23 protein-coding genes and 4 pseudogenes are annotated in these 24,530 nt (G+C 63.4%); 20 read left to right on the top strand and 7 right to left on the bottom strand.

The features are described from left to right. The first annotated feature begins 1 nt into the window (after position 1). The gene (locus B586_RS01645; protein ID WP_047315901.1) at positions 2-463 is read left to right on the top strand and encodes a type II toxin-antitoxin system VapC family toxin; all 462 of its coding nucleotides are present in this window, start codon (positions 2-4) and stop codon (positions 461-463) included. Here B586_RS01645 and B586_RS01640 read toward each other — a convergent pair. After that, complete coding sequence (locus B586_RS01640; RefSeq protein ID WP_054878881.1) at positions 460-1,380, bottom strand: oxygenase MpaB family protein; 921 nt, start codon at positions 1,378-1,380, stop codon at positions 460-462. The two genes, B586_RS01645 and B586_RS01640, sit on opposite strands and share 4 nt — an antisense overlap. Positions 1,381-1,490: 110 nt before the next feature. Between B586_RS01640 and B586_RS01635 the strand changes: the two genes are divergently transcribed. After that, entirely contained in the window at positions 1,491-2,192 is a 702-nt protein-coding gene (locus B586_RS01635; protein WP_418001130.1) for a TetR/AcrR family transcriptional regulator, read from the top strand. On the opposite strand, the gene B586_RS01630 is transcribed toward B586_RS01635, so the two are convergent. Continuing rightward, positions 2,125-2,673 (bottom strand): hypothetical protein, encoded by a 549-nt coding sequence (locus B586_RS01630; RefSeq protein WP_047315898.1) that lies wholly within the window; start codon positions 2,671-2,673, stop codon positions 2,125-2,127. The genes B586_RS01635 and B586_RS01630 overlap by 68 nt on opposite strands. Further along, positions 2,673-3,257, bottom strand: coding sequence for a VOC family protein (locus B586_RS01625; protein WP_047315897.1), 585 nt, complete (start codon positions 3,255-3,257; stop codon positions 2,673-2,675). The genes B586_RS01630 and B586_RS01625 overlap by 1 nt, the downstream gene beginning before the upstream one ends. A 147-nt stretch (positions 3,258-3,404) precedes the next feature. Here B586_RS01625 and B586_RS01620 point away from each other — a divergent pair. From B586_RS01620 to B586_RS19755, 3 genes and pseudogenes are all read left to right on the top strand, one after another. After that, positions 3,405-3,701: pseudogene (locus B586_RS01620) on the top strand (TetR/AcrR family transcriptional regulator); the annotation flags it as partial. A gap of 20 nt (positions 3,702-3,721) precedes the next feature. Beyond that, entirely contained in the window at positions 3,722-4,855 is a 1,134-nt protein-coding gene (locus B586_RS01615) for an alpha/beta hydrolase (RefSeq protein WP_054878883.1), read from the top strand. A gap of 27 nt (positions 4,856-4,882) precedes the next feature. Beyond that, a pseudogene (locus B586_RS19755) lies at positions 4,883-5,129 on the top strand (acyl-CoA dehydrogenase family protein); the annotation flags it as partial. A 121-nt stretch (positions 5,130-5,250) separates the two neighbouring features. Here the strand turns inward: B586_RS19755 and B586_RS01610 are convergent. After that, a complete protein-coding gene (locus B586_RS01610) occupies positions 5,251-5,655 on the bottom strand; it encodes a hypothetical protein (RefSeq protein WP_054878884.1) in 405 nt (134 codons plus the stop codon). A 565-nt stretch (positions 5,656-6,220) separates the two neighbouring features. Here B586_RS01610 and B586_RS21745 point away from each other — a divergent pair. Beyond that, a complete protein-coding gene (locus tag B586_RS21745) occupies positions 6,221-6,562 on the top strand; it encodes an ATPase (protein ID WP_082129579.1) in 342 nt (113 codons plus the stop codon). Positions 6,563-6,588: 26 nt separating this feature from the next. On the opposite strand, the gene fadD2 is transcribed toward B586_RS21745, so the two are convergent. Beyond that, the gene (fadD2, locus tag B586_RS01605) at positions 6,589-8,268 is read right to left on the bottom strand and encodes a long-chain-fatty-acid--CoA ligase FadD2 (protein ID WP_047315935.1); all 1,680 of its coding nucleotides are present in this window, start codon (positions 8,266-8,268) and stop codon (positions 6,589-6,591) included. A 67-nt stretch (positions 8,269-8,335) separates the two neighbouring features. Here fadD2 and B586_RS01600 point away from each other — a divergent pair, with 67 nt between their 5' ends. The 9 genes and pseudogenes from B586_RS01600 to B586_RS21740 form a co-directional block, all read left to right on the top strand. Next, positions 8,336-9,616: a DNA polymerase domain-containing protein gene (locus B586_RS01600; RefSeq protein WP_054878885.1), complete on the top strand. Its 1,281-nt coding sequence runs from the start codon at positions 8,336-8,338 to the stop codon at positions 9,614-9,616. Between the two features lie 52 nt (positions 9,617-9,668). Continuing rightward, the gene (locus B586_RS01595; RefSeq protein ID WP_054878886.1) at positions 9,669-10,655 is read left to right on the top strand and encodes an ABC transporter substrate-binding protein; all 987 of its coding nucleotides are present in this window, start codon (positions 9,669-9,671) and stop codon (positions 10,653-10,655) included. Positions 10,656-10,767: 112 nt separating this feature from the next. Continuing rightward, positions 10,768-11,445 (top strand): 5-oxoprolinase subunit B family protein, encoded by a 678-nt coding sequence (locus B586_RS01590; RefSeq protein WP_054878887.1) that lies wholly within the window; start codon positions 10,768-10,770, stop codon positions 11,443-11,445. A 20-nt stretch (positions 11,446-11,465) separates the two neighbouring features. Next, positions 11,466-12,117, top strand: a pseudogene (locus B586_RS01585) (5-oxoprolinase subunit C family protein). 36 nt (positions 12,118-12,153) lie between these two features. Then, complete coding sequence (locus tag B586_RS01580; RefSeq protein ID WP_047315891.1) at positions 12,154-12,699, top strand: GNAT family N-acetyltransferase; 546 nt, start codon at positions 12,154-12,156, stop codon at positions 12,697-12,699. Between the two features lie 241 nt (positions 12,700-12,940). Continuing rightward, positions 12,941-14,350: a nitrate/nitrite transporter gene (locus tag B586_RS01575; protein WP_054878888.1), complete on the top strand. Its 1,410-nt coding sequence runs from the start codon at positions 12,941-12,943 to the stop codon at positions 14,348-14,350. A 372-nt stretch (positions 14,351-14,722) separates the two neighbouring features. Continuing rightward, positions 14,723-15,868: a uroporphyrinogen-III synthase gene (locus B586_RS01570; protein ID WP_054878889.1), complete on the top strand. Its 1,146-nt coding sequence runs from the start codon at positions 14,723-14,725 to the stop codon at positions 15,866-15,868. After that, positions 15,865-16,611 (top strand): sirohydrochlorin chelatase, encoded by a 747-nt coding sequence (locus B586_RS01565; protein WP_054878890.1) that lies wholly within the window; start codon positions 15,865-15,867, stop codon positions 16,609-16,611. The genes B586_RS01570 and B586_RS01565 overlap by 4 nt, the downstream gene beginning before the upstream one ends. Then, a pseudogene (locus tag B586_RS21740) lies at positions 16,577-16,672 on the top strand (TetR/AcrR family transcriptional regulator); the annotation flags it as partial. The gene B586_RS01565 and the pseudogene B586_RS21740, both read left to right, overlap by 35 nt. 4 nt (positions 16,673-16,676) lie before the next feature. On the opposite strand, the gene nirD reads toward B586_RS21740, so the two are convergent. Both nirD and nirB read right to left on the bottom strand, forming a co-directional pair. Beyond that, positions 16,677-17,033 (bottom strand): nitrite reductase small subunit NirD, encoded by a 357-nt coding sequence (gene nirD, locus B586_RS01560; protein ID WP_047315934.1) that lies wholly within the window; start codon positions 17,031-17,033, stop codon positions 16,677-16,679. 14 nt (positions 17,034-17,047) lie between these two features. After that, positions 17,048-19,636 (bottom strand): nitrite reductase large subunit NirB, encoded by a 2,589-nt coding sequence (gene nirB / locus B586_RS01555; protein ID WP_211141554.1) that lies wholly within the window; start codon positions 19,634-19,636, stop codon positions 17,048-17,050. A gap of 215 nt (positions 19,637-19,851) precedes the next feature. On the opposite strand from nirB, the gene B586_RS01550 reads away from it, so the two are divergent. The 5 genes from B586_RS01550 to B586_RS01530 all read left to right on the top strand — a co-directional run bounded on the left by B586_RS01550 (position 19,852) and on the right by B586_RS01530 (position 24,513). Next, a complete protein-coding gene (locus tag B586_RS01550) occupies positions 19,852-20,322 on the top strand; it encodes an Hsp20/alpha crystallin family protein (protein ID WP_047317035.1) in 471 nt (156 codons plus the stop codon). A gap of 278 nt (positions 20,323-20,600) precedes the next feature. Next, positions 20,601-20,897: a hypothetical protein gene (locus tag B586_RS01545; RefSeq protein WP_054878891.1), complete on the top strand. Its 297-nt coding sequence runs from the start codon at positions 20,601-20,603 to the stop codon at positions 20,895-20,897. Positions 20,898-20,975: 78 nt separating this feature from the next. Continuing rightward, positions 20,976-21,797, top strand: coding sequence for a hypothetical protein (locus B586_RS01540; RefSeq protein ID WP_047315885.1), 822 nt, complete (start codon positions 20,976-20,978; stop codon positions 21,795-21,797). Between the two features lie 43 nt (positions 21,798-21,840). Continuing rightward, a complete protein-coding gene (locus B586_RS01535; RefSeq protein ID WP_047315884.1) occupies positions 21,841-23,766 on the top strand; it encodes a fumarate reductase/succinate dehydrogenase flavoprotein subunit in 1,926 nt (641 codons plus the stop codon). Continuing rightward, positions 23,767-24,513: a succinate dehydrogenase/fumarate reductase iron-sulfur subunit gene (locus B586_RS01530; protein ID WP_047315883.1), complete on the top strand. Its 747-nt coding sequence runs from the start codon at positions 23,767-23,769 to the stop codon at positions 24,511-24,513. The last annotated feature ends 17 nt before the right edge of the window (positions 24,514-24,530 follow it).

Raw genomic sequence — 24,530 nt, 5'->3', positions numbered from 1 at the left:
GATGATCATCGACACCAGCGCGATCGTGGCCCTGATTCAAGACGAGCAACCCCATACCGGGCAGGTTGTGGCCGCGCTGGCCGGTGCTCGTAGCCCGGTCATGTCGGCCCCAACCGTTGCTGAATGCCTCATCGTCCTAACAGCACGCCACGGGCCGGTGGGACGCACCATCTTTGAACGCCTGCGCAGCGAAATCAACTTGGGTGTAGAGCCTTTCACCTATGACCATGCGACCGCCGCGCAACGGGCCTTCCTGCAGTACGGCAAGGGCCGTCATCCCGCAGCCCTTAACTTCGGGGACTGTATGAGCTACGCGGCCGCGCAACTGAGTCACCAACCACTGCTGGCCGTAGGCAATGACTTCGCCCAAACCGACCTCGAGTTCAGCGGCGTTATCGGCCACTGGCCCACACCAAACGAGACATCGTCGGCAAGCGGCGCCCACAAGCGCTACCTCGACTAGACCAGCGGACGCCCCGTCCTGACCCGCCGGTCCAGATCCCACAGCAACACGTTGAAGGGAAACTGCCGGACAAACCGCGGCATGAGCCGGTTCGCGATGCGCAATACGGCCATCAACCGGTTGAACCGCCGTTGTTTGACGGCGTCCCACGGCAACCGCATCTGGTCGCGGAATCGCTGCGGCAAGAATCCGGTGGTAATCAGCAACGCGACGTTGTCCGATAGCCGCCGCACGCGGCGTGGCAAGGCGATCCCCTTGATGCGGGCTGCAGCGATCGGATACAGGTAGTCACGGACGGCGTCGTCGATGTGCACTTTGGCCAGCGACTCCTGCCAGTACCGATCGAAGGCCGCCCGGTCCGGTGGCCACATTTCGGACGGCACCTGCAACGTGGTCGCCAGCGTCATGCCCTCCCGGTAGTGGCGGTCGGCGTCCTCGTCGCTTAGCTCTCCGATGAAGATGCGATAGATATCGACCGCACCCTTGTAGAGACACGCCCCGACCCACAGCTGCAAGTCAGGATCGAACGCGTTGTACTGCACCGGGCTTTCGGCGGTCGAGTACACCTGCGCGTGCGCGCGGTTCACCGCGCGGCGGAAGGCCGCTTTCTGAGCACCGTTGCCGGCGGTAGCCACGGCGAGGTAAGTAAAGGTGGTGCGCGCCCGCTTGATCGGGTGCAGATCCAAGCGGCCGCTGTCGACGCGGCTCTCCATCACGCCGTAGCCGACGCCGGGTCGCGCCAATTGCATGATCACGTTGGCCGGACCGGCCAGTAGCGCCACGCCCATCAACCCGTGGTGCATATCGGTGGGGCTTCCTATCGCTGGCCGGCGCCGGGCCAACGGAAGACGGGGCGGGTCTGCGATTGCACGCTCGACATGCCCGACGGGTTCAGGAGAAGCCTGGTGCACTGCCATGTAGGACCTCCCGCGGCAGCTGCCCGCTAATTGTGCGAACGTTTGTTTCCTGATACTGTTCCGGGCCTTGTGCTGGTGTCAAGATGGAGCCCGTGACCGAACGATCCGGGGTGGCCGAGGCATCGAGCGCGCGGCCGTACCGCGGCGTTGAGGCCAGCCAGCGACTGGCCGCACGACGTGGCCGACTACTGGCCGCCGGCCTGGATCTGCTGGGGGCCGACCACCAGGGCCTTTCCGCGCTGACCGTCCGCGCCGTCTGTCACCGGGCCGGCCTGGCGGCGCGCTACTTCTACGAAAGTTTCACTGACAAAGACGAACTCGTCAGCGACGTTTTCGAATGGGTAGTCGCCGATCTGGTCGCCACCACCCAAGCCGCAGTGGCCGCGGTGCCGGCGCACCAGCAGACCCGCGCGGGGATGGCCAACATCGTGCGGACCATCGCCGACGACACACGAATCGGGCATCTGCTGTTCAGCACACAGCTGGTCAACCCGGTAATCGCACGTAAACGCGCCGAATCCAGCGCACTTTTCGCCCTGCTGTCCGGCCAGCATGTTGGCAACGCACTGCGGGTGCCGGCAAACGACCGCCTCACAGTGGCAGCGCATTTCGTGGTCGGCGGCGTCGGGCAAGCTATCAGTGCCTGGCTGGCCGGCGCCGTCCACCTAGAGCCCGACCAGCTGGTCGATCAATTGGCGTCGCTGCTCGACGAGCTCACCGACCCAGACCTCTACCGTCCCCGCCTCACGCGAACAGCGGCACCTGCCACAGCCGCATCCCCGGCTCCAGCAGCCACAAGCGTGCCAAGGTGAGTCGCATAATGCGCTGCGCACCGGTCATCATCAGGATCGCCAACGGCACCTCGACCAGCATGGCCGTGATCACCGACAACCAGACGTCATTGGGTCCGGCGGTCATGAGGTCGAACCATGCGTCGCAGATCAGCAACACCCCGGAGGTGAACGCAGCGAGCAGCAGCAGCTGGCGGCGCAGGTATCCGAGCACGGCGGTTGCCAACATGAACCCGACCAACAAGATGTCGAATCCAACCCAGGTGGCGGGCCAGTTGTGGGCAACGTAGTTCTGCGGCAGCGTCATTGCGAGATACACAATCCAGGGGATCAATGCGATCGCACTACCGACCATCAGACTCAGTCGGATACGCCGCACCTTGCTGAAGGCCACCGGATCCACCAGCTCGCTCAGCGGCTGCACCAGTCGAGAAATCAGCTCGCGCCGCTGCTCGGGAGACAACGCCGCGATCTGCGCGTCGGTCAAAACACGGTCAGTCATCATGAGCGCTGAGCCGCCATGCGAGGCCTCCGGTCAGCGGCCGTCTTCGGTACAGCCTGCGTATCATTTGCACCGAACTCCATTGTCCAGCAAGCGAATTCCAGCGTAATGCCATCGGGGTCCTGGAAGTAGAACGACCGCACGTAGACCCCTGGATGCAGGGTCGCGGAAACCTGCGTCGGGCTCTCGTCGTGGTTGAGCACCGGGCCGACCCGTATACCTTTGTCCTTAAGCCGTTGCCGGTAGGCATCGAACTTCTCAGCAGGTACGTGAAACGCCAGATGATTCATCGTGCTCACCGCGCTGGTGATATCACCGATACCCGGGATGGCATCCGGCGACGAGATGCCGGACACCCGGTCCGGCGCGCCGGCGAACCAGAAGAACGCCACGCAGTCGCCGTTGCCGGCGTCGAAGAAAAAATGCTGGCCCTGACCTTCTGGCAGATCGAGCGACTTGATCAACGGCATGCCGAGGATGTTGCTGTAGAAATCCACGGTGCGCGCCATGTCCGAACACACCAGCGCGACATGATTGATCCCGCCGAGTTCGAATTCGCTGTTGGTGCTGTGTGGCTTGATCACCGTTCGGCTCCCCTCGCTCCCCGGCGGACCCAGAAGCCCAGCCCTGGCCAGGCCCCAAGTCTGAACCTAACATCAGATTCAGCTTTGCTCTAGGGATTCCCCGTGCACGAAACGCACGCCACGCAAGTGAGAAGGAGGCGCGGCATCTTCTGCAACTACTACGACTCCAAGGAGGCGATGGTCCGTCAGTGGGCCCTGCGCTTTCGCGACGAGGCCAACGAGCGGGCAGTCTCGGTGACCCGGCATGGCCTGTCCAACCGCGACCGTGCCTACCAGGCCGCCGCCGCCCACTGGCATACCTATCGCAATCGGCTCGCCGAGGTTATCGGCGTGTCTCAGTTGGCGATGATCAACGACGACTTCGCCCAGTGCTGGGCCGAGATGTGCGCTATCCCAATCTCTTTTACCCCCGAGGCGGCCAGGCGCACCCAAGCCGAGGGCTACGGCAGCGAGGAGCGCAGACAGTGACACCTTATGCCGGCGCGCCGGGGGTTATCCGCGAGTTCGTCGGGCTACCGTCGCCAACCGCTGGGCGCGCCGACGCCGGCGGGCACCCATGCCAGGGGCTGTACTACCGCGCGGCGGGAGGTAAGCCGAAGGTGGCAATGCTCGCCAGCCACTATCAAATCGACTTCTCCGAGCACTATCTCGCCGACTATATGGCCACCCGCGGCATCGGATTTCTTGGCTGGAACACCAGGTTCCGCGGTTTCGAAAGCACCTTTCTGCTCGACCACGCATTGGTCGACATCGGTGTCGGGGTGCGCTGGCTGCGTGAAGTTCAGAACGTGGAAACTGTTGTATTGCTCGGCAATTCAGGAGGAGGCTCGTTGATGGCCGCCTACCAGTCGCAGGCGGTCGACCCGAACGTCACTCCGCTGGAAGGTATGCGGCCGGCGGCCGGACTGACAGAGTTGCTCGCCGCCGACGGCTATGTCGCTACCGCCGCGCATCCTGGGCGCCCGGATGTATTGACCGCCTGGATGGATGCCGCCGTCGTCGACGAAGGCGACCCGGTCGCCACCGATCCCGACCTGGACCTGTACAACACACAAAACGGCCCGCCGTACACGCCGGAATTTGTCACCCGCTACCGGTTGGCGCAGACCGTGCGCAACCATACCATCACCAACTGGGCCGAGAGGGAGCTCAAACGCGTTCGCGCAGCTGGGTTTTCCGATCGGCCGTTTACCGTGATGCGCACCTGGGCCGACCCACGCATGGTGGATCCCAGCATCGAGCCGACCAAGCGTGCGCCCAACCGGTGCTACGCGGGCATCCCGGGGAAGGCAAACCGCTCCGCATATGGCATCGCCGCGGCCTGCACGCTGCACAACTGGCTGAGCATGTGGAGCCTGCGGGTGGCGCAAACCCGGGCCGAGCCACACCTGGCCCGTATCACCTGCCCGGCCTTGGTGATCAACGCCGAGGCAGATACCGGAGTCTTCCCGTCCGACGCCCAGCGCATCCACGATGCGCTGGCGAGCACCGACAAGACGCACTGCTCGATCGAGACCGACCACTACTTCACCACCCCAGGCGCGCGCAGCGAGCAGGCCGACACCATCGCTAACTGGATCAACGAGCGATGGCGGTGAGAGTTCTCGCCGAGCCGCTGGCTCATCCTCCGCGAGCAGTTCGGCAGACCGATCGGCCAGCTCCAGACCATCAAGCACAAATACGCAGAGATGATCGCCGACATCGAACGGGCCACCGCCGCAGTGTAGGACGCCGCCCACGCGATTGACGAAGCTAGCTAGAATGATTGAGACATAGTCTGTTCCGGGGTCGAGTTCGCCGCCGCTGTAGCGGCGGCGTTGGCGCCGGCGGTGGTCCAACTGCACGCGGAATTGCATTCAGATACACGGCGGCACATCGCAGGTGCAGCTCAACACCATCGCCGAACGGCTGCTGGGGCTGCCCCGCGACCCGTAACGGCGGCCGGCCGATTGGCGTGCAGCTGGCCTCCCTCAGGTGGTTGCACTACCAATCACTAGTGCCTTCCGTGGCCACCGTGCCACCCGGGCCCGCCGTGCCACCCGCCGTGCCACCCGGGCCCGCCGTGCCACCCGCCGTGCCATCCAGGCCCGCCGTGCCACCACGGCCCGCCGTGCCACCCGGGCCACCAAGGCCCCCACCAGTCGTCGGGATCCCACCAGTCGTCATCCATGGGGACGACACGGCCGAAATCCGCACGGTTGTTCAGATCGGCCCGGGACGCATCCGGTACGCCAGGCGCGCCGTTAGGCGAGTCGGCACCTGCGACGCTGGGCGTCGGGGCGGCCACCTCCACAGCCTGCGCCACTGGGGCAGCGCCGAAGAGCATCGCTCCGCTCAGCACGCCGACACCCACCGCACGAGCTGCGGCCTTACGGGCAGAAAACAGTGAGATCAACATTTGCTAGCTCCTTCCACGATCGTGAAGCCGATATGAAAGCCAGAGACTTAGCGTTAGGCACGTTTTATACGACATCTAGATAGTAGAAATCATTCTACTATCTATCCAGAAGACAGCTACTGTATGCACCTAATATTTTCCGTCCCCATGCCGTGCTTCAGTGCTCACCCAATTCGGCAGCAGACTAAATTCCACAAGTGCTGTATTCAGTAACTCAGTAGAAAGTGATATCTAGAGCTAGCATGGCATTTACTGATCCACTTAACTAAGTAAATACGGATTTTTACATTTAATGACTTTGACCCAAATAGTTGGATCATGATTGACCGAAGTCCCGCATTACTATCAGAGCGGTAGCAAAGCTCGATTAAGTGATGCCTGGGTCACATCCAGGCCGCCGCGGCTATCCTCTCGGCGATCAAAGGCGATCAGGCGCGACCGCCAGCCCCCGGGCCCCTGCACCTCAAGAATTCCGCAACGGTGATATCCAATCGAGGGACTTCATCAACGAAGCGCATACTGATACCCAGATCTACTGATTTGCACCCCAGAGGGGGTCGTCGCAATGAGTGCCGTACCCGGCCACAACGAACCCAGCGTCGGAGGGTTCCGCGCGCACCCGAGGGTCGCCACGCCACCCAGACCCGGAGAGACAGGACCGACCCAGCGCCTCACCGGTCTCGGACGAGAGACCGCTCAACCAACACGCGAGCAGCGAACACGACGAACTGTTGACCTCTCACTCGCGACACACCGAGCCCTCGACCTCTGGCAGCAACAAGCCGCCGACCGCCTCGGCGTCGCCCGCGTCACGGGACAAGAGGTCTTTACCGCACTGATCGAGCAACTCCTGACCGACCCCAAGCTCTCCGCCCAAGTCACGCGCACCATTCAGGCCCGCCGGTAACCGTAAGGGAGGCCCCGAGATTGCCGTTAACGAACCTCGAAATCGCGTAACTCGCGCTTGAGGACCTTACCGGTGGGGTTACGCGGTAGCTCGTCGAGAAAGATCACTTCCCGCGGCACCTTGTAGCGGGCCAGGTGGTCGCGGACATAGGTTTTGATTGCGTCCTCGTCAATGGTGGCGTCCTGCTTCTTGACAACGAAGGCGCGCAGTCGAGCGCCCCACTCCTTGTCGTCGACACCGATCGCGGTGGCCTCCACCACGTCGGGATGCCCGCTGATCAAATCCTCGACTTCGGCAGGAAACACGTTCTCGCCGCCGGAAACGATCATCTCATCGTCACGGCCACTGACGTACAGCAAGCCGTGCTCGTCGAAGTAGCCGACGTCGCCCGACGACAACAGGCCGTCAATGATCTGCTTGCCGCCGCCGCCGGTGTAGCCCTCGAATGGGAAGGCGTTCCCGACGAAAATCCGGCCGACCTGGCCGCGCGGCACTTCTTTGCCGCTGTCGTCAAGGATCTTGACCTTCACGCCCTTAACCACCGGACCAACTGTCGCCGAGTTGATTTGCAGGTCCTTAGGTCCCGCGATCGTGGCGAACGCGATCTCGGTCGAGCCGTACATGTTGTAGATGACGGGGCCGAGGTCGTCGAGCGCGCGGGTGGCCAGTTCGGCGCCCAACTGCGATCCGGATACGAACACCACCCGCAGGCTGGACAGATCGGGCTTGGTCTCCATTTTCTCGAGCGTGTCGAGGATCCGCGACAGCATGACCGGAACCACCACTATGGCTGTCGCCTGGTGCTTTTCGATGTCTTCGAGCGCTGTCGCGGGCTTGAACCGGCGCCGCAGCACCAGCGTGGAGCCCAGGAACATCGCCAGCGTGGCGTGCAGATAGCCCAGCGCGTGGAACATCGGCGCCGGCAGCGACGTCACCTCGTGGGCCCTGAACGGGACCTTCGACAAGACGCCGCCGAGCGGCGCCAGCGTCGCGGGGGTATTGCGGTTGGCTCCCTTAGGGGTGCCGGTCGTCCCGCTGGTCAGGATGATGATCGAGGCGCGCTTACGCACCTTCGGGGCGGGCGCGCTGCTGCTGCGGGCGATCAACTCCGCCAGTGTCTCGTCGGTACTGCCCGACGGCTCGGATTCGTCGGGGTTGACGCCGAGCGCCCGCAACTTGCCCAGCGACGGCTCGGCCAAGCTGACGGCCTTGGTGTATTCGTCGTCGTAGATGATCACCTTGGCGCCTTCGCGCTCGGACACCTCTTTGATTTGCGGGCCGGAGAATTCGCTGTTGAGCAAAATAATGCGGGCGCCTACCCGCGCACAGCCGTAGTTCGCGATGACAAACCAACGGTGGTTGCGTGCCAGGATGGCGATGCCGTCCCCGCCGCGGACACCCTTGGCAATCAGCCCGTTGGCCAACGCGTGGGCGGCCTTGTCGAGCTCCTTGTAGGTCAGTGTCCCGTCTTCGTCAATGAGCGCCGCGCGGTGCGGAGAGCGCCTAGCGTGCATCGCCGGCAGCATGGCGAGATCTCCCCACTTTCGCATATCAGCGGCCATCGCGGCGTAGGTCAACGGCAGCTCGAACCCGAGCGCGCCGGATTCGAAGATGCTGCGCAGGTAATGCGCCTCGGCGGCGCCGCGCTCAAGGTAGTGCTGAAGCTTGGTCACGGTCTGCCCAGGCAGGCCAGGGAGGTTAGGCATGAGCACACAATATGTGACGTAGCTAGACCAGTGGCGGCAAAAGAATCCGGAATTACCATGAACTGCCATGACCGGTCCGGTGTCTCTGGAAGTGGCCGGACATCAGGTTGCCATCACGCATCCGGACAAAATCATCTTCGACCGACGAGGCGACACGAAGCCCTACACCAAGCTTGACCTAGTGCGCTATTACCTGGCCGTCGCCGAAGGTGCGCTGCGCGGCGTGGCAGGTCGACCGATGATCCTGAAACGCTTCGTCAAAGGCATCTCCGAAGAGGCGGTTTTCCAGAAGCGTGCGCCCACGAACCGACCGCATTGGGTCGACGTTGCCGAACTGCGCTACGCGTCGGGTACTTCAGCTGCCGAGGCCGTCATCCATGACGCCGCCGGCCTGGCCTGGGTGGTCAACCTGGGATGCGTCGATCTCAACCCGCATCCGGTGCTGGCCGCAGACCTCGATCATCCCGACGAGCTGCGCATCGACCTGGATCCGATGCCCGGGGTCGCCTGGCAACGGATCATCGAGGTCGCGCTGGTGGCCCGGGAGGTGCTGGAGGACTACGGCCTGGTGGCGTGGCCGAAGACTTCCGGGTCGCGGGGATTTCACCTCTACGCCCGGATCGCCCCGCAGTGGCGGTTCGCCCAGGTACGGCTCGCGGCTCAGACCGTTGCTCGCGAGATCGAGCGGCGGGTACCTGATGCCGCCACCAGCCGGTGGTGGAAGGAAGAACGGCAGGGCGTGTTCGTCGACTTCAACCAGAACGCCAAAGACCGCACCGTCGCGTCGGCCTACTCGGTGCGCGCTACCCCAGACGCCCGGGTGTCGACGCCGCTGCATTGGGACGAGGTCGCCGGTTGCAAGCCCGAGGCGTTCACCATCGCCACCGTGCCCGATCGGTTCGCCGAAATCGGTGACCCGTGGGCAGGTATTAACGACACGATCGGGGGGCTTGACCGACTGCTGATGCTGGCCGAAGAAATGGGTCCCCCAGAGAAGGCGCCCAAAGCGTCTGGAAAAACTGCAGGCCCTGGCAGCGGCCGGCGCCAATCGTCGATGCCACTTATCGAGATAGCCCGCACCAAGACCAAGGACGAGGCAATGGCTGCGCTGGACGTCTGGCGTGACCGCTATCCCGCCGCGGTCGCCCGGTTGCAGCCGGCCGATGTCCTCGTCGACGGCATGCGCGGGCCGAGTTCGATCTGGTATCGGATCCGGATCAACCTGCAGCATGTGCCGATCGACCAGCGCCCACCTCAGGACGAGCTGATCGCCGATTACAGCCCGTGGCAGGACTACAAGCCGAAAACGTCGTGGAACCACGAAGCGGGACACCATGACTCGACCTAGTCGCGCTGTTTGTCGGTGCAGCTGTGAGCCCGCCACGCGATACTCTCACGCGATGCGAGACGGATGGGATCGGCGCGGGTTCCTGCAGCTCGCCGGGGCCGCAGGGCTGCTGGCCGCCGGCGGTTGCTCGTCACCCGAACGGCCGCCAGGGACCCCTGGCGGCGGAGCGGTGACAATCACCCACCTTTTCGGTCAAACCGTCATCAAAGAACCGCCCAAGCGAGTTGTGAGTGCCGGTTACACCGAGCAAGACGACCTGCTCGCAGTGGGGACGGTGCCCATCGCGGTAACCAACTGGTTCGGCGATCAGCCGTTCGCAGTGTGGCCGTGGGCCCAACCCAAACTCGGCGCAGCGCAACCCGTGGTGTTGAACCTGGATAACGGTATTCCGATCGACCAGATCGCTGGACTCAAGCCCGACCTAATCGTGGCGATCAATGCCGGCGTGGACGCCGACACGTATCAGAAGCTGTCGGCGATCGCCCCGACCGTCCCGCAGTCGGATGGCGACGCGTTCTTCGAGCCGTGGAAGGATCAGGCCACCGCGATCGGCCAAGCGGTGTTTGCGGCCGACCACATGAAGTCGCTGATCGAGGCCGTCGATAAGCGGTTCACCGACATTGCCCAGCAGAATCCGCGATGGCAGGGCAAGAAGGTGTTGTTGATGGAGGGCACCTTGTGGCATGGCACTGTGGTCGCAACCATCGCGGGCTGGCGGACCGACTTCCTCAATGAGATGGGTTTGGTCATCGCCGACAGCATCAAACCGTTCGGCGACGATCACCGCGCCGTCATCCCACGCGATCACATCAAAGCTGTGCTCGATTCCGCTGACGTGGTGATCTGGTTGACCGAGGGTCCGGATGACCAAAAGGCGCTGCTGGCCGACCCCGACGTGGCGGCATCGCAAGCGACCGCACAAAACCGCCACATTTTCACCACCAAGGACCAGGCCGGCGCGATCGCCTTTTCGTCGACGCTGAGCTACCCGCTGGTCGCCGACCAACTGCCGCCGCAAATCGGCAAGATCCTGGGTTAGACCCGGCTAGCTTACCTGTCTTTGAGCGTTTGCTAAGGCACCCCTGGCAGTGCTCCAAAATTCCCTCCCCATTCCCTCACTCCTACCCCGATTCCGGCGTTACCGTCGAAGAATGAGCGTGACGGGCTTGACCAGCGACCATGCGCAAGACATATCTCAGGGTTTGGTCGTGGCCGATAACGTTCTCGACTACGGCGATCAAGCGCTGATGCTGCAATGCGGTAACACCGCTGAGGTATTGGCGTGGGTGGCTGCGTTGCGTGCGGCGGCACTGCCCGGTGTGGTCGACATCGTCCCGGGCGCCCGCACCGTGCTGGTGAAGCTCGACGGACCCCGCGACCAAGGGGTCACCCGTCAGCGGCTACGCAAGCTGCGGGTCACCCCGGAGGCGACTGCGCCGGCCGGGCGCGGCGCCGATGTGGTGATCGACGTCGTCTACGACGGCCCGGACCTCGCCGCGGTTGCCAGCACTACCGGGCTGACAACCGCGCAGGTCATCACCGCCCATACCAGCACTCCGTGGCGAGTCGGATTCAACGGCTTCGCACCAGGTTTCGTATATCTGGTCAACGGCGATCCACGACTGCGGGTGCCACGCCGGCGCGATCCGCGGACCTCGGTGCCGTCCGGTTCGGTCGCCCTCGCCGACGAATTCAGCGCGATATATCCACGGCAGTCGCCCGGCGGCTGGCAACTCATCGGCCACACCGACGCGGTGCTGTGGGACACCAACCGGCCCAATCCCGCGCTGCTGACGCAGGGCATGTGGGTTCAGTTCCGCGCCGCGTAACGGGATCGGAGGGAGCCACCATGACGAACCCGGCAATCAGGCTGGAGATCCTGCGTACCGGCCCACTTGCCGTCGTTCAGGACCTCGGCCGGGCCGGGCTGGCCCACTTCGGCGTCGGTCGGTCCGGAACCGCCGACCGCCGCTCGCACAAGCTGGCCAACCGGTGGTCGCCAACCCCGACCACCGCGCCACCGTCGAAGTGACGTTCGGTGGTTTCTCGGTTCGAGTTTGCGGCGGCGACGTCGATGTCGCGGTGACGGGCGCCGACTCCAGCCCAAAGGCCAAACGGTATTATGTTCGGCACCAATAGCATTCAACGGACGTATCTAGCGGTGCGCGGCGGCATCTGCGTCACCCCGGTACTGGGTTCACGCAGCTACGACGTTTTGTCCGCAATCGAGCCGTCACCACTACAGGCCGGTGACGAGTTGCCGATCGGCGACCACACCGACCACTACCCCGAACTCGACCAAGCCCCCGTGGCCGCCATCACCGGACCGTCAGCTGCCCAGCGAAGGCACCACCCGAGGCGCAGGCGTGGTGATCGATGAGGACATCGACAAGCTCGCTCAGGTGCGGCCTGGCCAGCAGGTGCGCCTGCACTGGGCACGGCCCCGATCTTCGCCATCGGCGCGGCGGCGGTCAGCTCCTCGGGACTGGCCGTTCTCGTAGCACCAGCCCGGTAGCCAAGCCTGGTAAACAGGGACTGTGCACCCTCAGGTACATACCGCGCGCCTGGTTCATACCGCCGATCTCGACGGCGAGACACGCCACCGCATCCATCAGATGGTCACCGACGCCTTCGCCGGCAACTTCGACGAGACCGACTGGGAACACACCCTGGGCGGGATGCACGCCCTGATCTGGCGGCACGGCGCGATCATTGCGCACGCCGCGGTCGTTCAGCGGCGACTGCTCTACCGTGGCAACGCGCTGCGTTGCGGTTACCTCGAAGGTGTCGCGGTACGGGAGGACTGCCGGGGCCAAGGGCTGGTGCACGCGCTGCTGGACGCCGTCGAGCAGGTGATGCGCGGCGCCTATCAACTCGGGGCCTTGAGTTCCTCGGCCCGCGCCCGCAGCGTGTACATGTCGCGCGGTTGGTTGCCCTGGCGCGGCCCGACGTCGGTGCTGGCTCCCACCGGTGCGACCCGTACGCCCGATGACGACGGATCGGTGTTCGTCCTGCCGGTCGGCATCAACCTGGATACCTCCGCGGAGCTGATGTGCGATTGGCGCGCCGGCGACGTGTGGTGAGTCGCTACCCAGTGCCGACTCGGTACACCTGCCGATGATGGCGGTGCACGCCACGCGGATTGACTGAGACACGCACCGCAGCCTGCGTACCTCATCTGGTCCACACGCCGCTCACTGCGTCAGGACTACGGTGGTGAGCCGAAATTCACACACCGGGGTCACTGGCGGCAGCGCCCAGGCAACAAAGGATTTCTAGCGTGATCACGAGCAAAGGTCACGGTAGGAGCCGCGGGGAATGTCTATGGGCCGTTCACACCTGCTAACGAATTGGGATCCCGAAGACACTGTGGCCTGGGAGGCCGGCAACAAAAGCATCGCCCGTCGCAACCTGATCTGGTCGATCGCCGCCGAACATGTCGGGTTCTCGATCTGGTCCATCTGGTCGGTGATGGTGCTGTTCATGCCCACGTCCGTGTATGGCCTTTCGGCAGGCGATAAGTTCCTGCTAGGCGCCACCGCGACCCTAGTCGGAGGGTGCCTGCGATTCCCCTACACTTTTGCCACCGCAAGGTTCGGCGGGCGTAACTGGACCATATTCTCCGCGGTGATGCTGTTAATCCCCACCGTCGGCACACTGCTACTGCTAGCCAATCCCGGTCTGCCGCTGTGGCCGTACCTGGTGTGCGCGGCCTTTGCCGGCTTCGGTGGCGGCAACTTCGCCTCCTCCATGACGAACATCAACGCGTTTTTTCCGCAGCGACTCAAGGGCTGGGCGCTGGCGCTCAACGCCGGCGGTGGCAACCTCGGGGTGCCGGTGATCCAGCTGGTGGGCCTGTTGGTGATCGCGACGGTCGGCGACCAACAGCCCTACTGGGTGTGTGCGGTATATCTGGTGTTGCTGGCGGTCACCGGAATCGGCGCGGCGCGCTACATGGACAATCTGCAGCAGTACCGCATCGAGATGGGCACGCTGCGGGCGGTGCTCGCCGAGCCGCATACCTGGGTGATCGCGCTGCTCTACATCGGCACCTTCGGCTCATTCATCGGGTTCTCGTTCGCATTTGGCCAAGTGTTGCAGATCAACTTCATTGCCAGCGGTCAAGGCACGGCGCAGGCTTCGCTGCACGCGGCCCAAATCGCTTTTTTGGGGCCACTATTGGGTTCACTATCCCGCATCTACGGCGGCCGGCTCGCCGACCGCGTCGGAGGTGGGCGGGTCACCCTCGCCGCCTTCTGTTCGATGATTCTAGCCTCCGGAATGCTGGCCAGCACAAGCACTTTCGGCGATCATGCCGCCGGACCAGCTCCCGCCGCCGCGATGATCGGCTACGTCACCGGATTCGTCGCACTGTTCATTTTGTCTGGCGTCGGCAATGGTTCGGTATACAAGATGATTCCGTCGATTTTCGAAGCACGCAGCCGCTCGCTATCGGTGACTGAAGCCGAGCGGCGGCTGTGGTCACGTTCGATGTCTGGCGCACTGATTGGCCTTGCCGGCGCGATCGGCGCGATCGGCGGCGTCGGCGTCAATCTGGCTTTGCGGCAGTCCTACCTGAACAGTGGCACGGCGACATCGGCGTTCTGGGTGTTCATGTTGTTCTACGTGGCCGCGTCGGTGCTGACCTGGGCGATATATGTGCGCCGACCGCTGCCAGCCGCCGCGCATACCGGGTCAGAAACTACGTCGCCAGCGGCGTTGGCTTATGTATAGGGCCAGCATAGCTCGCTTGAATCCGCCCGGCGGGTCGTCGCAACCGTTTATGTGTCGCGCAGCGGCCTGATCTGATAAATCGACGATGAATTGGGACCCAAATTTAGTGGGGTGCTCGGTCCGCGGATATCGCTCCGCCCTACATTTTCTTTGGACTAGAAATCAACTTGGCACGTCGCGAGTCCTCCCTTAGGGGCGGCACCGCGACTGACTTGGACGCTGTATGTTCGGCGGCCGACCTCGGCCGACGGTGTCTCCGGCGTCGAAACCCCAGCTGAGCTTGCTCGTGGGTGATCACCGCCGCAGCACTGGGCAATGCGTCAGCAATTGCTCGGTAACGCGGCCGAAACCTCTTAGGAATACACAGGTCGTATGGGCCTGCCAGACTCAGCGCCGCTGACCGGCTACCGGATTGCGGTGACGTCGGCCAACCGCGCCGAAGAACTATGTGCGTTACTACGCCGCCATGGCGCAGCTGTCTGCAGTGCCCCGGCGATCAACATCATCGCCCTGCCCGACGATGATGAACTACACAGCAACACAACGGCTTTGATCGCCAAACCGCCCGACATCTTGGTGGCGCACACCGGTATCGGTTTTCGCGGCTGGGTTGCGGCAGCCGACGGCTGGGGCCTGGCAAACCAGCTGATTGCATCGCTGTCCAGCACCCGGATAGTGGCCCGTGGACCGAAGGCGACCGGAGCGTTACGCGCCGCGGGCCTACATGAGGAGTGGTCACCGAAATCCGAATCGTCGCGCGAGGTGTTGAAATACCTGCTCGAAGCCGGTGTATCCGCTAAGTGTGTCGCCATCCAGCTGCACGGCGCAGCGGCGGCTTGGGACCCATTTCCCGATTTTCTCGATGAGTTGCGCGCAGCGGGCGCCGACGTGGTGCCCATCCACGTATACCGATGGAAGCCAGCCCCAGTCGGCGGCGACTTCGACCAGCTGGTCAAATCAATTGCCCGACGGCAGTTCGACGCGGTTAGCTTTACCTCGGCACCCGCAGCAGCAGCGACGTTGGAACGCAGCCGCGAATTGGACATCGAGGATAAGCTGCTGCAAGCACTGCGCACCGATGTACACGCGATGTGCGTGGGCCCGGTCACCGCCCAGCCGTTGATCCGGATGGGTATCCCGACGTCATCGCCGGAGCGAATGCGGTTGGGAGCACTGGCTCGACACATCGCCCAGCAGTTACCGCCGCTGCGGTCGACCACCATCACTGCGGCCGGCCACGTGATCGAAATCCGCGGCGCCTGCGTGCTGGTAGACGGCTCGGTCAAGTCGCTGTCGGGGGCCGCGATGTCAACACTGCGAGCGCTGGCCCAACGCCCGGGCGATGTGGTCGCGCGCAGTGACTTGTTACGCGTACTGCCCGGACAGAGCAACGACCCGCACGCGGTCGACACAGCTATGCTTCGACTCCGAACAGCCTTGGGCGACAAGAACATTGTCACCACGGTGGTCAAACGTGGTTACCGGCTCGCGATCGACACCCCAACAGGTGTCCGATGAATCTCATTCTGGCGGCACACGGCACCCGCAAACCGGGTGGTGTTGCGATGATCGGAAAACTTGCGGCCCAGGTGAGCGCGCTGGTCGGCGGTACGGTGCAGGTGGCGTTTGTCGACGTATTGGGCCCCACACCAAGCGAGGTGCTTTCCGCGTTTTCGCCACCTACTCAGCCGACGGCCACCGACCGCCCCGCCATCGTGGTGCCGGCGTTTTTGTCCCGCGGATACCACGTCCGCACCGATCTGCCAGCTCATGTCACGGCCAGCGGACACCCGAACGTCAGCGTTACCCCGGCTTTGGGGCCGAGCAGCGAGATCGCGCGACTGGTAGCCGACCAACTGATGAAATCCGGTTGGCACCATGGTGATTCGGTGATTCTTGCGGCGGCTGGCACATCCGATCATAGAGCCCGCGCCGACCTGCGGACCAGCGCTGCGCTGCTGTCTGCGTCGATCCGATCGCCGGTGGCCTTGGCATTTGCCGCCACCGGAGGTCCACAGGTAGACAAGGCCGTAGCAAAGGCACGGGCGAAAGCTCGCCGCCATGGTTCGGGCCGCGTCGCGGTCGCCTCCTATTTGCTGGCCGACGGGCTGTTTCAAGAACACCTCCGCGCCTGTGGCGCCGATCTGGTCAGCCAGCCGCTGGGCACCCATCCAGGGCTAGCGCAACTAATTGCGAGCAGGTTCCACCGAGCCTCTTCCCCGGCGGATACGCTCCGAGCCGCTGCATTCCATGTCAGTTGACATGCTCGTCGACGCCATCGGTCCAACGATGCAGCGCTACCTTGTCGGTGATATCGGCTAGCTGGCTAGGCGGCGACCCGGGCGACCTGGATATGGCCTTCGGGCGTGACGCGCGCCGGGTAGACCGGCACGGAAAACCGTGGATCGTCCAGGCAACTACCGTCGTCAAGCGCGAATGCCTGCTTCAGAATCGGCGATTGGACCGTCGCGCGACCCCCGCGGTCGCCGACGATCCCGCGTGAGATCACCGCTGCCCCAGAAAACGGGTCGACGTTGCCGATTGCATGCACCGACCCGTCGTCCAGCCGGAACAACGCCGCCTGGGTGCCGTCATCAAGCAGCACACCGACACCACGGCCAGGAATGAGGTGGTCATATGCACAGGCGGTCGTCCACACCTGTATATCGTCAATAAGCGTCACAGTTCCTCCTGATTTCATTCGCGACCCGTTGGAACACTCGGCATGCCAATGGGCACAGGAACTTTGCGCCCGGCGCGCTCAGTGAATGCCACGGTCGTGTCAACGGCATCTGGAGCGTTGACGAAGGAGACGAACCGCGACAGCTTGTCTGGATCCTGCAGCACGCCCTTCCATTCGCACTTGTAGTTCTGCACATGGCGCTCCATCGCGGCCTCGAATTCCTCGGCGAGGCCCAGCGCGTCGTCGCACACAACCTCGCGCACGTGATCCAGCCCGCCCTGCAGCGATTCGATCCATGGGGCGGTGCGTTGCAGTCGGTCGGCGGTTCGGATGTAGTACATCAGGAACCGGTCGATGTAGCGGATCAGCGTTTCGGTGTCCAAATCACTGGCCAGCAGCTGAGCGTGCTTAGGCGTCATACCACCGTTGCCGCCTACGTAAAGGTTCCAGCCCTTCTCAGTGGCGATGACGCCCACGTCCTTGCTGCGGGCCTCGGCACACTCCCGCGCGCAACCCGAGACGCCCAGCTTAATCTTGTGCGGGGCCCGTAAACCCCGGTAGCGCAATTCCAGGTCGATGGCCAGCTGCACCGAATCCTGCTGACCATAGCGGCACCAGTCGCTGCCCACGCAGCTCTTCACCGTACGCACCGCCTTGCCGTAGGCGTGGCCGGATTCCATGCCACCGTCCACCAGCCGCTTCCAAATCTGCGGCAGCTGGTCCACGCGGGCTCCGAGCAGGTCGATCCGCTGGCCGCCAGTGATTTTGGTGTAGAGCCCGAAGTCTTGCGCGATCTGCCCAATCAAAATCAGATGCTCCGGCTTGATGTCACCGCCGGGGACCCGCGGCACCACGGAGTAACTGCCGTTGCGCTGAATGTTGGCCAGGAAGTGGTCGTTGGAGTCCTGGAGTGACGCTTGTTCGCCGTCGAGAATGTGGTCCGACCCGGTCGAAGCCAGGATGGAGGCGACCACGGGTTTGCAGATGTCGCAACCCTTTCCGCGGCCGAAGCGCGCCAGCAGGCCGGAGAAGGTGCGGATTTTGGTGGCACTGATTATTTCAAAGAGTTCAGCTCGCGATTGACTGAAGTGCTCGCACAGCGCCTTAGACTGTTCCACGCCCTCGGCTTCCAGCAGCTGCTTGAGCAGCGGCACGCACGACCCACAGGACGTCCCGGCCGCCGTGCACGCCTTGAGCGCGGGAACATCGGCGCAGCCGTCGGCAATCGCGCACTTCAGCTCCCCCTTGGTGACGTTGTTGCACGAGCAGATCTGCGCCGAATCCGGCAGCGCCCCAACCCCCAGCGCCGGAGCGCCTCCAGTCGACTGGGCCGGCGCGATCAGGGCGAGCGGGTCCCCGGGCAGTTCGCTGCCGACCATGGGCCGCAACACCCCGTACGACGAAGCGTCGCCGACCAGTACCCCACCGAGCAGGGTCTTGGCGTCGTCGGAGAGCACCAGTTTGGCGTATGTCCGGTTGACCGCGTCATTGATGACAACTTCGAGACAGTTCTCGGTCGCACCCATCGCGTCACCGAAGCTGGCCACGTCGACACCCAGCAGTTTGAGCTTTGTCGATAAGTCCGCATCTGGAAACTCCGCAGTCCCGTCCAGCAGCCGGTCCGCTACCACCTCGGCGGAGGTGTAACCGGGCCCAACCAGGCCATAACACCGGCCCTCGATCGCGGCGACCTCGCCGACGGCGTAGATGTCCGGATCGCTTGTCCGGCAGGATGAGTCAGTGAGCACGCCGCCGCGACCAGCGATCGTCAACCCCGCCGCTGCCGCCAGCTCGTCGCGCGGCCGAATCCCGGCGGCGAAGATCACCAGGCCGGCATCGATGAGCACACCGTCGGTCAGGCGCACCCGCAGCGACCTGAGGCCGTCCGAATGTTCAACGGATTCAATCGATTCGGTACCCATTCCGACATGCACGGCGATCCCAAGATCGGTGATCATCCGAGCCAGCAACGCACCACCAGCCTCGTCGATCTGTTGGGCCATCAATCGCGGCATCATCTCGATGACGTGCGTCTGCAACCCAAACTGACGCAGCGCGTTTGCGGCCTCGAGCCCCAGCAGGCCGCCACCGATGACGACTCCCGCGCCTGCGTGTCCGGCCTCTAGCGTGCACTGGGCGCCCGCGCGAATGGCGTCAAGATCGTCAAGTGTGCGGTAAACGTGACACTCGGGCAGATCGTGGCCGGGCACCGGCGGAACGAAAGCGTATGACCCGGTCGCCAGCACCAGTGCGTCGTAACTATGCCGCTCGCCGTCGACGGTGACCACCGATTTTGTCGTGCGGTCGATTTCAGCGACGCGTGTGTTGAGCAGCAACCGAACCCGATCGTCACCGGCGTAGTCGTTGCCAGGCAACGCCAACAGGCCGCGATCCCAGCTATCGGTGTAGGAGGTCAGGCCAACGCGGTCGTACGCCGCATCGGCCTCCTCCGCCAGGACGGTGATTCGCCAGCACCCGCCTGACTCACTAGCACTGTCGCGGGCACGGAGCGCTTCCACCAGCCGGTGGCCCACCATGCCATGCCCGACCACGATGAGGTGGCGGGCCGCATCGTGCCGGCGCGGCATACCGGCTGGAGCCATGACCTTGAGGGTAAGAGGGCGAAATTAACTCAAAATCGCGAAATGTTTCGCCCGTATGACAGCGTCCTCACACGCCACAGCGGCGGGTGTGACACCGTTCGCTGCCGGCGAACGCTCAGATGGAACTTAAGCGTGGTCGACTCATGTTTGTACAAATAGCCGGCCGGCAAGGCATCGGTTACAGCTAATTCACAACTAAGCGTAAGGAGATGTCGATGAGCAACCTCGCACTGTGGTCGCGACCGGCCTGGGACACCGAACGATGGCTGCGCGACTTTTTCGGCCCTGCCGCCACGGTGGACTGGTTCAAGCCCGTGACCAGTGGCGTAAACCCGGCCTTCAATCCGGCAGCTGAGATCGTCAAGGATGGCGACGACGCAGTGGTTCGCCTCGAACTGCCGGGTGTTGACGTGGACGAAGACGTCAACGTAGAGGTCGACCGTGACCGCCTGGTTATTCACGGCGAACACCGCGATGAGCACACCGGGGACGTGGCAGGAAGCGCCGGCCGCACCCTGCGTGAGATCCGCTACGGATCGTTCCGCCGGTCGTTCCAGCTCCCCGCGCACGTCACCAGCGAGGCCATCGCGGCTTCGTATGCTGCCGGTGTATTGACGGTGCGGGTCACCGGTGCCTTTAGGGACCCGGCCGCAGGCCAGGCGCAGCGCATCGCCATCACGAAGTAACTTCGCGGGGCGCTATGACGGTGAATCCGGCGGGGCCGCAAGCTCCGCCGGATTCACCGAATCGGCCACCGGATGACTACCCACGGTGAAAACGGCAAACCCAGCGTCCGTTCCAGCAGCGCTCTCGCCCGCTCAGCGGGCGTGGTCTGACCCGACGAAATTCGCGTTGGTTCTACTTCCTCAGTCGCGCGACGTGGCCTGGCTCACATCAGGCCCGCGCTGTGGATAGTATCGGAGGCATACTGTGATCCATAACACCGTCTGCCGAGGAGATCCGCTTGTCCGCCACTACTGAACTCGCCGAACTTCACGACCTCATCGGCAGAATGCGGCGGTCCGTAGCCTCGCTGAAGGCGCGCTACGGCGACAGCCCCGCGATGCGTCGCATCGCCATCGATGCTGATCGAATCCTCAGTGACGTCGAATTGCTCGATACCGACATCTCCGAATTAGATCTGGCGCGCGCCACCGTCCAGCAGTCGGGTGAGAAGATCGCCATTCCCGACACCCAATACGACAGCGACTTCTGGCGTGATGTTGACGACGAAGGCGTCGGGGGCTACAGCAGGTCCTGACAACCAAGCCCCCCGAATATCAGGGAGCGCTCTCTGTGTACCCTTCGACCAGGTACCACGGGAAGAGGATCCCAGTAGATGAGCGCACCCACGGCGAACCGTCCTGCTACCGGCGTTTTCTCAGCTGCCCGGGCCCAAATACCACAACGAACGCTCCGCACTGACCGATGGTGGTTGCCGCCGCTGATAACCAACATCGGTTTTTCAGCGTTCATTCTTTATGCCACCATCCGAGCGTTCTGGGGTAGCAACTATTGGGTAGCTGAATACCACTATCTGACGCCGTTCTATTCACCGTGCATCAGCGCGTCCTGCGAGCCCGGCACCAGCCATCTCGGCGTCTGGTTGGGTCATTTCCCATGGTGGATTCCGTTGGGAATGCTGGCATTACCGTTCCTGCTTGCGTTTCGACTTACCTGCTACTACTACCGCAAGGCCTACTACCGGTCGGTGTGGCAGTCGCCGACCAGCTGCGCAGTGCCCGAACCGCGCGCCCACTACACCGGCGAAACCCGGCTTCCACTGATCATCCAGAACAGCCACCGCTATTTCTTCTACGTGGCGCTAGTGGTCTCAGTGATCAATACATACGACGCGATTGTGGCGTTCCACTCGCCCTCCGGCTTCGGCTTCGGCATGGGCAACGTCATTTTGGTGGTCAATGTGCTTTTGCTGTGGTGCTACACCATTTCGTGCCATTCGTGCCGGCACGCCACTGGCGGTCGGCTCAAGCATTTCTCCAAACACCCAGTGCGGTACTGGATCTGGACGCAGGTCAGCAAGTTGAACACCCGGCACATGCAATTCGCATGGATCACATTGGGCACGCTGGCGCTGACCGACTTCTACATCATGCTAGTGGCCAGCGGCGCCATCACAGACATCAGATTTGTTGGCTGAGAAGCCATTACAGAAATACCAGCAAAGGGCTGAGCGAGGTTTTATGGTTGAGGTCGAACACCACTCCTACGACGTAGTGGTGATCGGTGCCGGCGGCGCCGGACTACGTGCGGTCATCGAGGCGCGGGAACGGGGCATGCGGGTCGCGGTGGTGTGTAAATCCCTGTTCGGCAAGGCCCACACGGTCATGGCCGAGGGCGGTTGCGCGGCCGCCATGGGCAATACCAATCCGAAGGACAACTGGCAGACCCACTTCGGCGACACGATGCGCGGCGGGAAGTTTCTCAACAATTGGCGGATGGCCGAATTGCACGCCAAGGAGGCGCCGGACCGCGTTTGGGAACTAGAGACCTACGGCGCGTTGTTCGACCGCACCAAAGATGGCCGGATCAGTCAACGCAACTTTGGCGGGCATACCTACCCGCGGCTGGCGCACGTCGGCGACCGCACCGGCCTGGAGTTGATCCGCACCATGCAGCAGAAGATCGTCTCGCTGCAGCAGGAGGATTACGCCGAACTCGGCGACTACGAGGCCCGGATCAAAGTGTTCGCCGAATGCACGATCACCGAGCTGATTAAAGACCAGGAGCGGATCGCCGGCGCGTTCGGCTACTGGCGCGAAAGCGGTCGGTTCGTCGTGTTCGAGGCGCCCGCGATGGTGCTGGCCACCGGTGGCATCGGCAAGTCATTCAAGGTGACCTCGAATTCCTGGGAGTACACCGGTGACGGGCACGCCTTGGCGCTGCGAGCCGGTGCATCGCTAATCAACATGGAGTTCGTCCAGTTTCACCCGACGGGCATGGTGTGGCCCCCCAGCGTGAAGGGAATCCTGGTCACCGAAGGTGTTCGCGGCGACGGCGGAGTCCTGAAGAACTCAGACGGCAAGCGGTTCATGTTCGACTACATCCCGTCGGTGTTCAAAGGCCAATACGCCGAGACCGAAACCGAGGCCGACCAATGGCTCAAGGACAACGACTCCGCCCGTCGCACCCCGGACCTGCTGCCACGCGATGAGGTTGCCCGCGCGATCAACTCCGAGGTCAAAGCCGGCCGGGGCACGCCGCACGGCGGGGTTTACCTCGACATCGCGTCCCGTTTGACGCCTGCGGACATCAAGCGCCGGTTGCCGTCGATGTATCACCAGTTCATGGAGCTCGCCGAGGTCGACATCACCACGCAGCCAATGGAAGTCGGGCCCACCTGTCACTACGTCATGGGCGGTATCGAAGTCGACGCGGATACCGGTGCGGCGACGGTCCCCGGGCTGTTCGCCGCTGGCGAATGTTCCGGCGGCATGCACGGCTCCAACCGTCTGGGCGGCAATTCGCTGTCAGATCTGCTGGTCTTCGGGCGACGGGCCGGCCTGGGAGCCGCCGATTACGTGCGGTCGCTGAGCAGCCGTCCGACCGTCTCACCTGAGGCTGTCGACACTGCGGCCAAGCAGGCGCTAAAACCCTTCGAGGGACCGAAAGACGGCTCGGCACCGGAAAATCCGTACGCGCTGCACATGGACTTGCAGTATTTGATGAACGACTTGGTCGGCATCATCCGTAACCAGGAGGAGATATCACGGGCGCTGACCTTGTTGACTGAGCTGTGGACTCGTTACCAGAACGTGCTTGTGGAAGGACATCGCCAATACAACCCGGGCTGGAATCTGGCCATCGATTTGCGCAACATGCTGCTGGTCAGCGAGTGCGTGGCGAAGGCCGCGCTGGAACGCACCGAAAGCCGCGGCGGCCACACCCGCGACGACCACCCCGGCATGGACCCCGCTTGGCGCAAGACCTTGCTGGTATGCCGGGCAACTCAAAACATCAACGGCGGGGCCGACGGTTCGCACGTCAGCATCACCCGCGAACCTCAGGTACCCATGCGGCCCGACTTGCTGGAGCTCTTCGAGATCTCGGAGTTGGCAAAGTACTACACCGATGAAGAGCTGACCGAGCACCCAGGATGGAGCGGCTAAATGACCTATAACGCGAGGATGCGGGTGTGGCGCGGCGACGAACTCGGTGGCGCACTCCGCGACTTCACCGTCGAGGTCAACGAGGGCGAGGTAGTGCTTGACATCATTCTCCGGCTGCAACAGACGCAGGCGCCCGACCTCGCGGTGCGCTGGAACTGCAAGGCCGGCAAGTGCGGATCCTGCTCGGCGGAGATCAACGGCAGACCAGGGCTGATGTGTATGACTCGGATGTCGATATTCGGCGAACACGACGTCATCACCGTCACCCCAATGCGAACATTCCCGGTGATTCGCGATCTGGTCACCGACGTGTCGTTCAATTACCAGAAAGCGCGAGAGATCCCGTCGTTCGCGCCACCGAAGGAACTGCAGCCCGGTGAATACCGAATGGCGCAAGTTGACGTCCAACGCTCGCAGGAGTTCCGCAAGTGCATCGAATGCTTCCTGTGCCAAAACGTCTGCCACGTGGTACGCGATCACGAGGAAAACAAGCAGGCGTTCGCCGGGCCGCGGTTCTTGATGCGGATCGCCGAGCTGGAGATGCATCCGCTGGACACGCGAGACCGACGTCAACAGGCGCAGGAAGAGCACGGCCTGGGTTACTGCAACATCACCAAGTGCTGCACCGAGGTCTGCCCAGAAAACATCAAGATCACCGATAACGCATTGATCCCGATGAAAGAGCGGGTCGCCGACCGCAAGTACGATCCTGTGGTGTGGCTGGGTAGCAAGTTGTTCCGCCGGTAGGCGCCGGCAGGGAACCG

It is taken from the genome of Mycobacterium haemophilum DSM 44634 (genome assembly GCF_000340435.2).
GTDB lineage: Bacteria > Actinomycetota > Actinomycetes > Mycobacteriales > Mycobacteriaceae > Mycobacterium > Mycobacterium haemophilum.
Note: the sequence above shows the minus strand (reverse complement) of the source record. Positions and strands in the feature narration are given on the sequence as shown.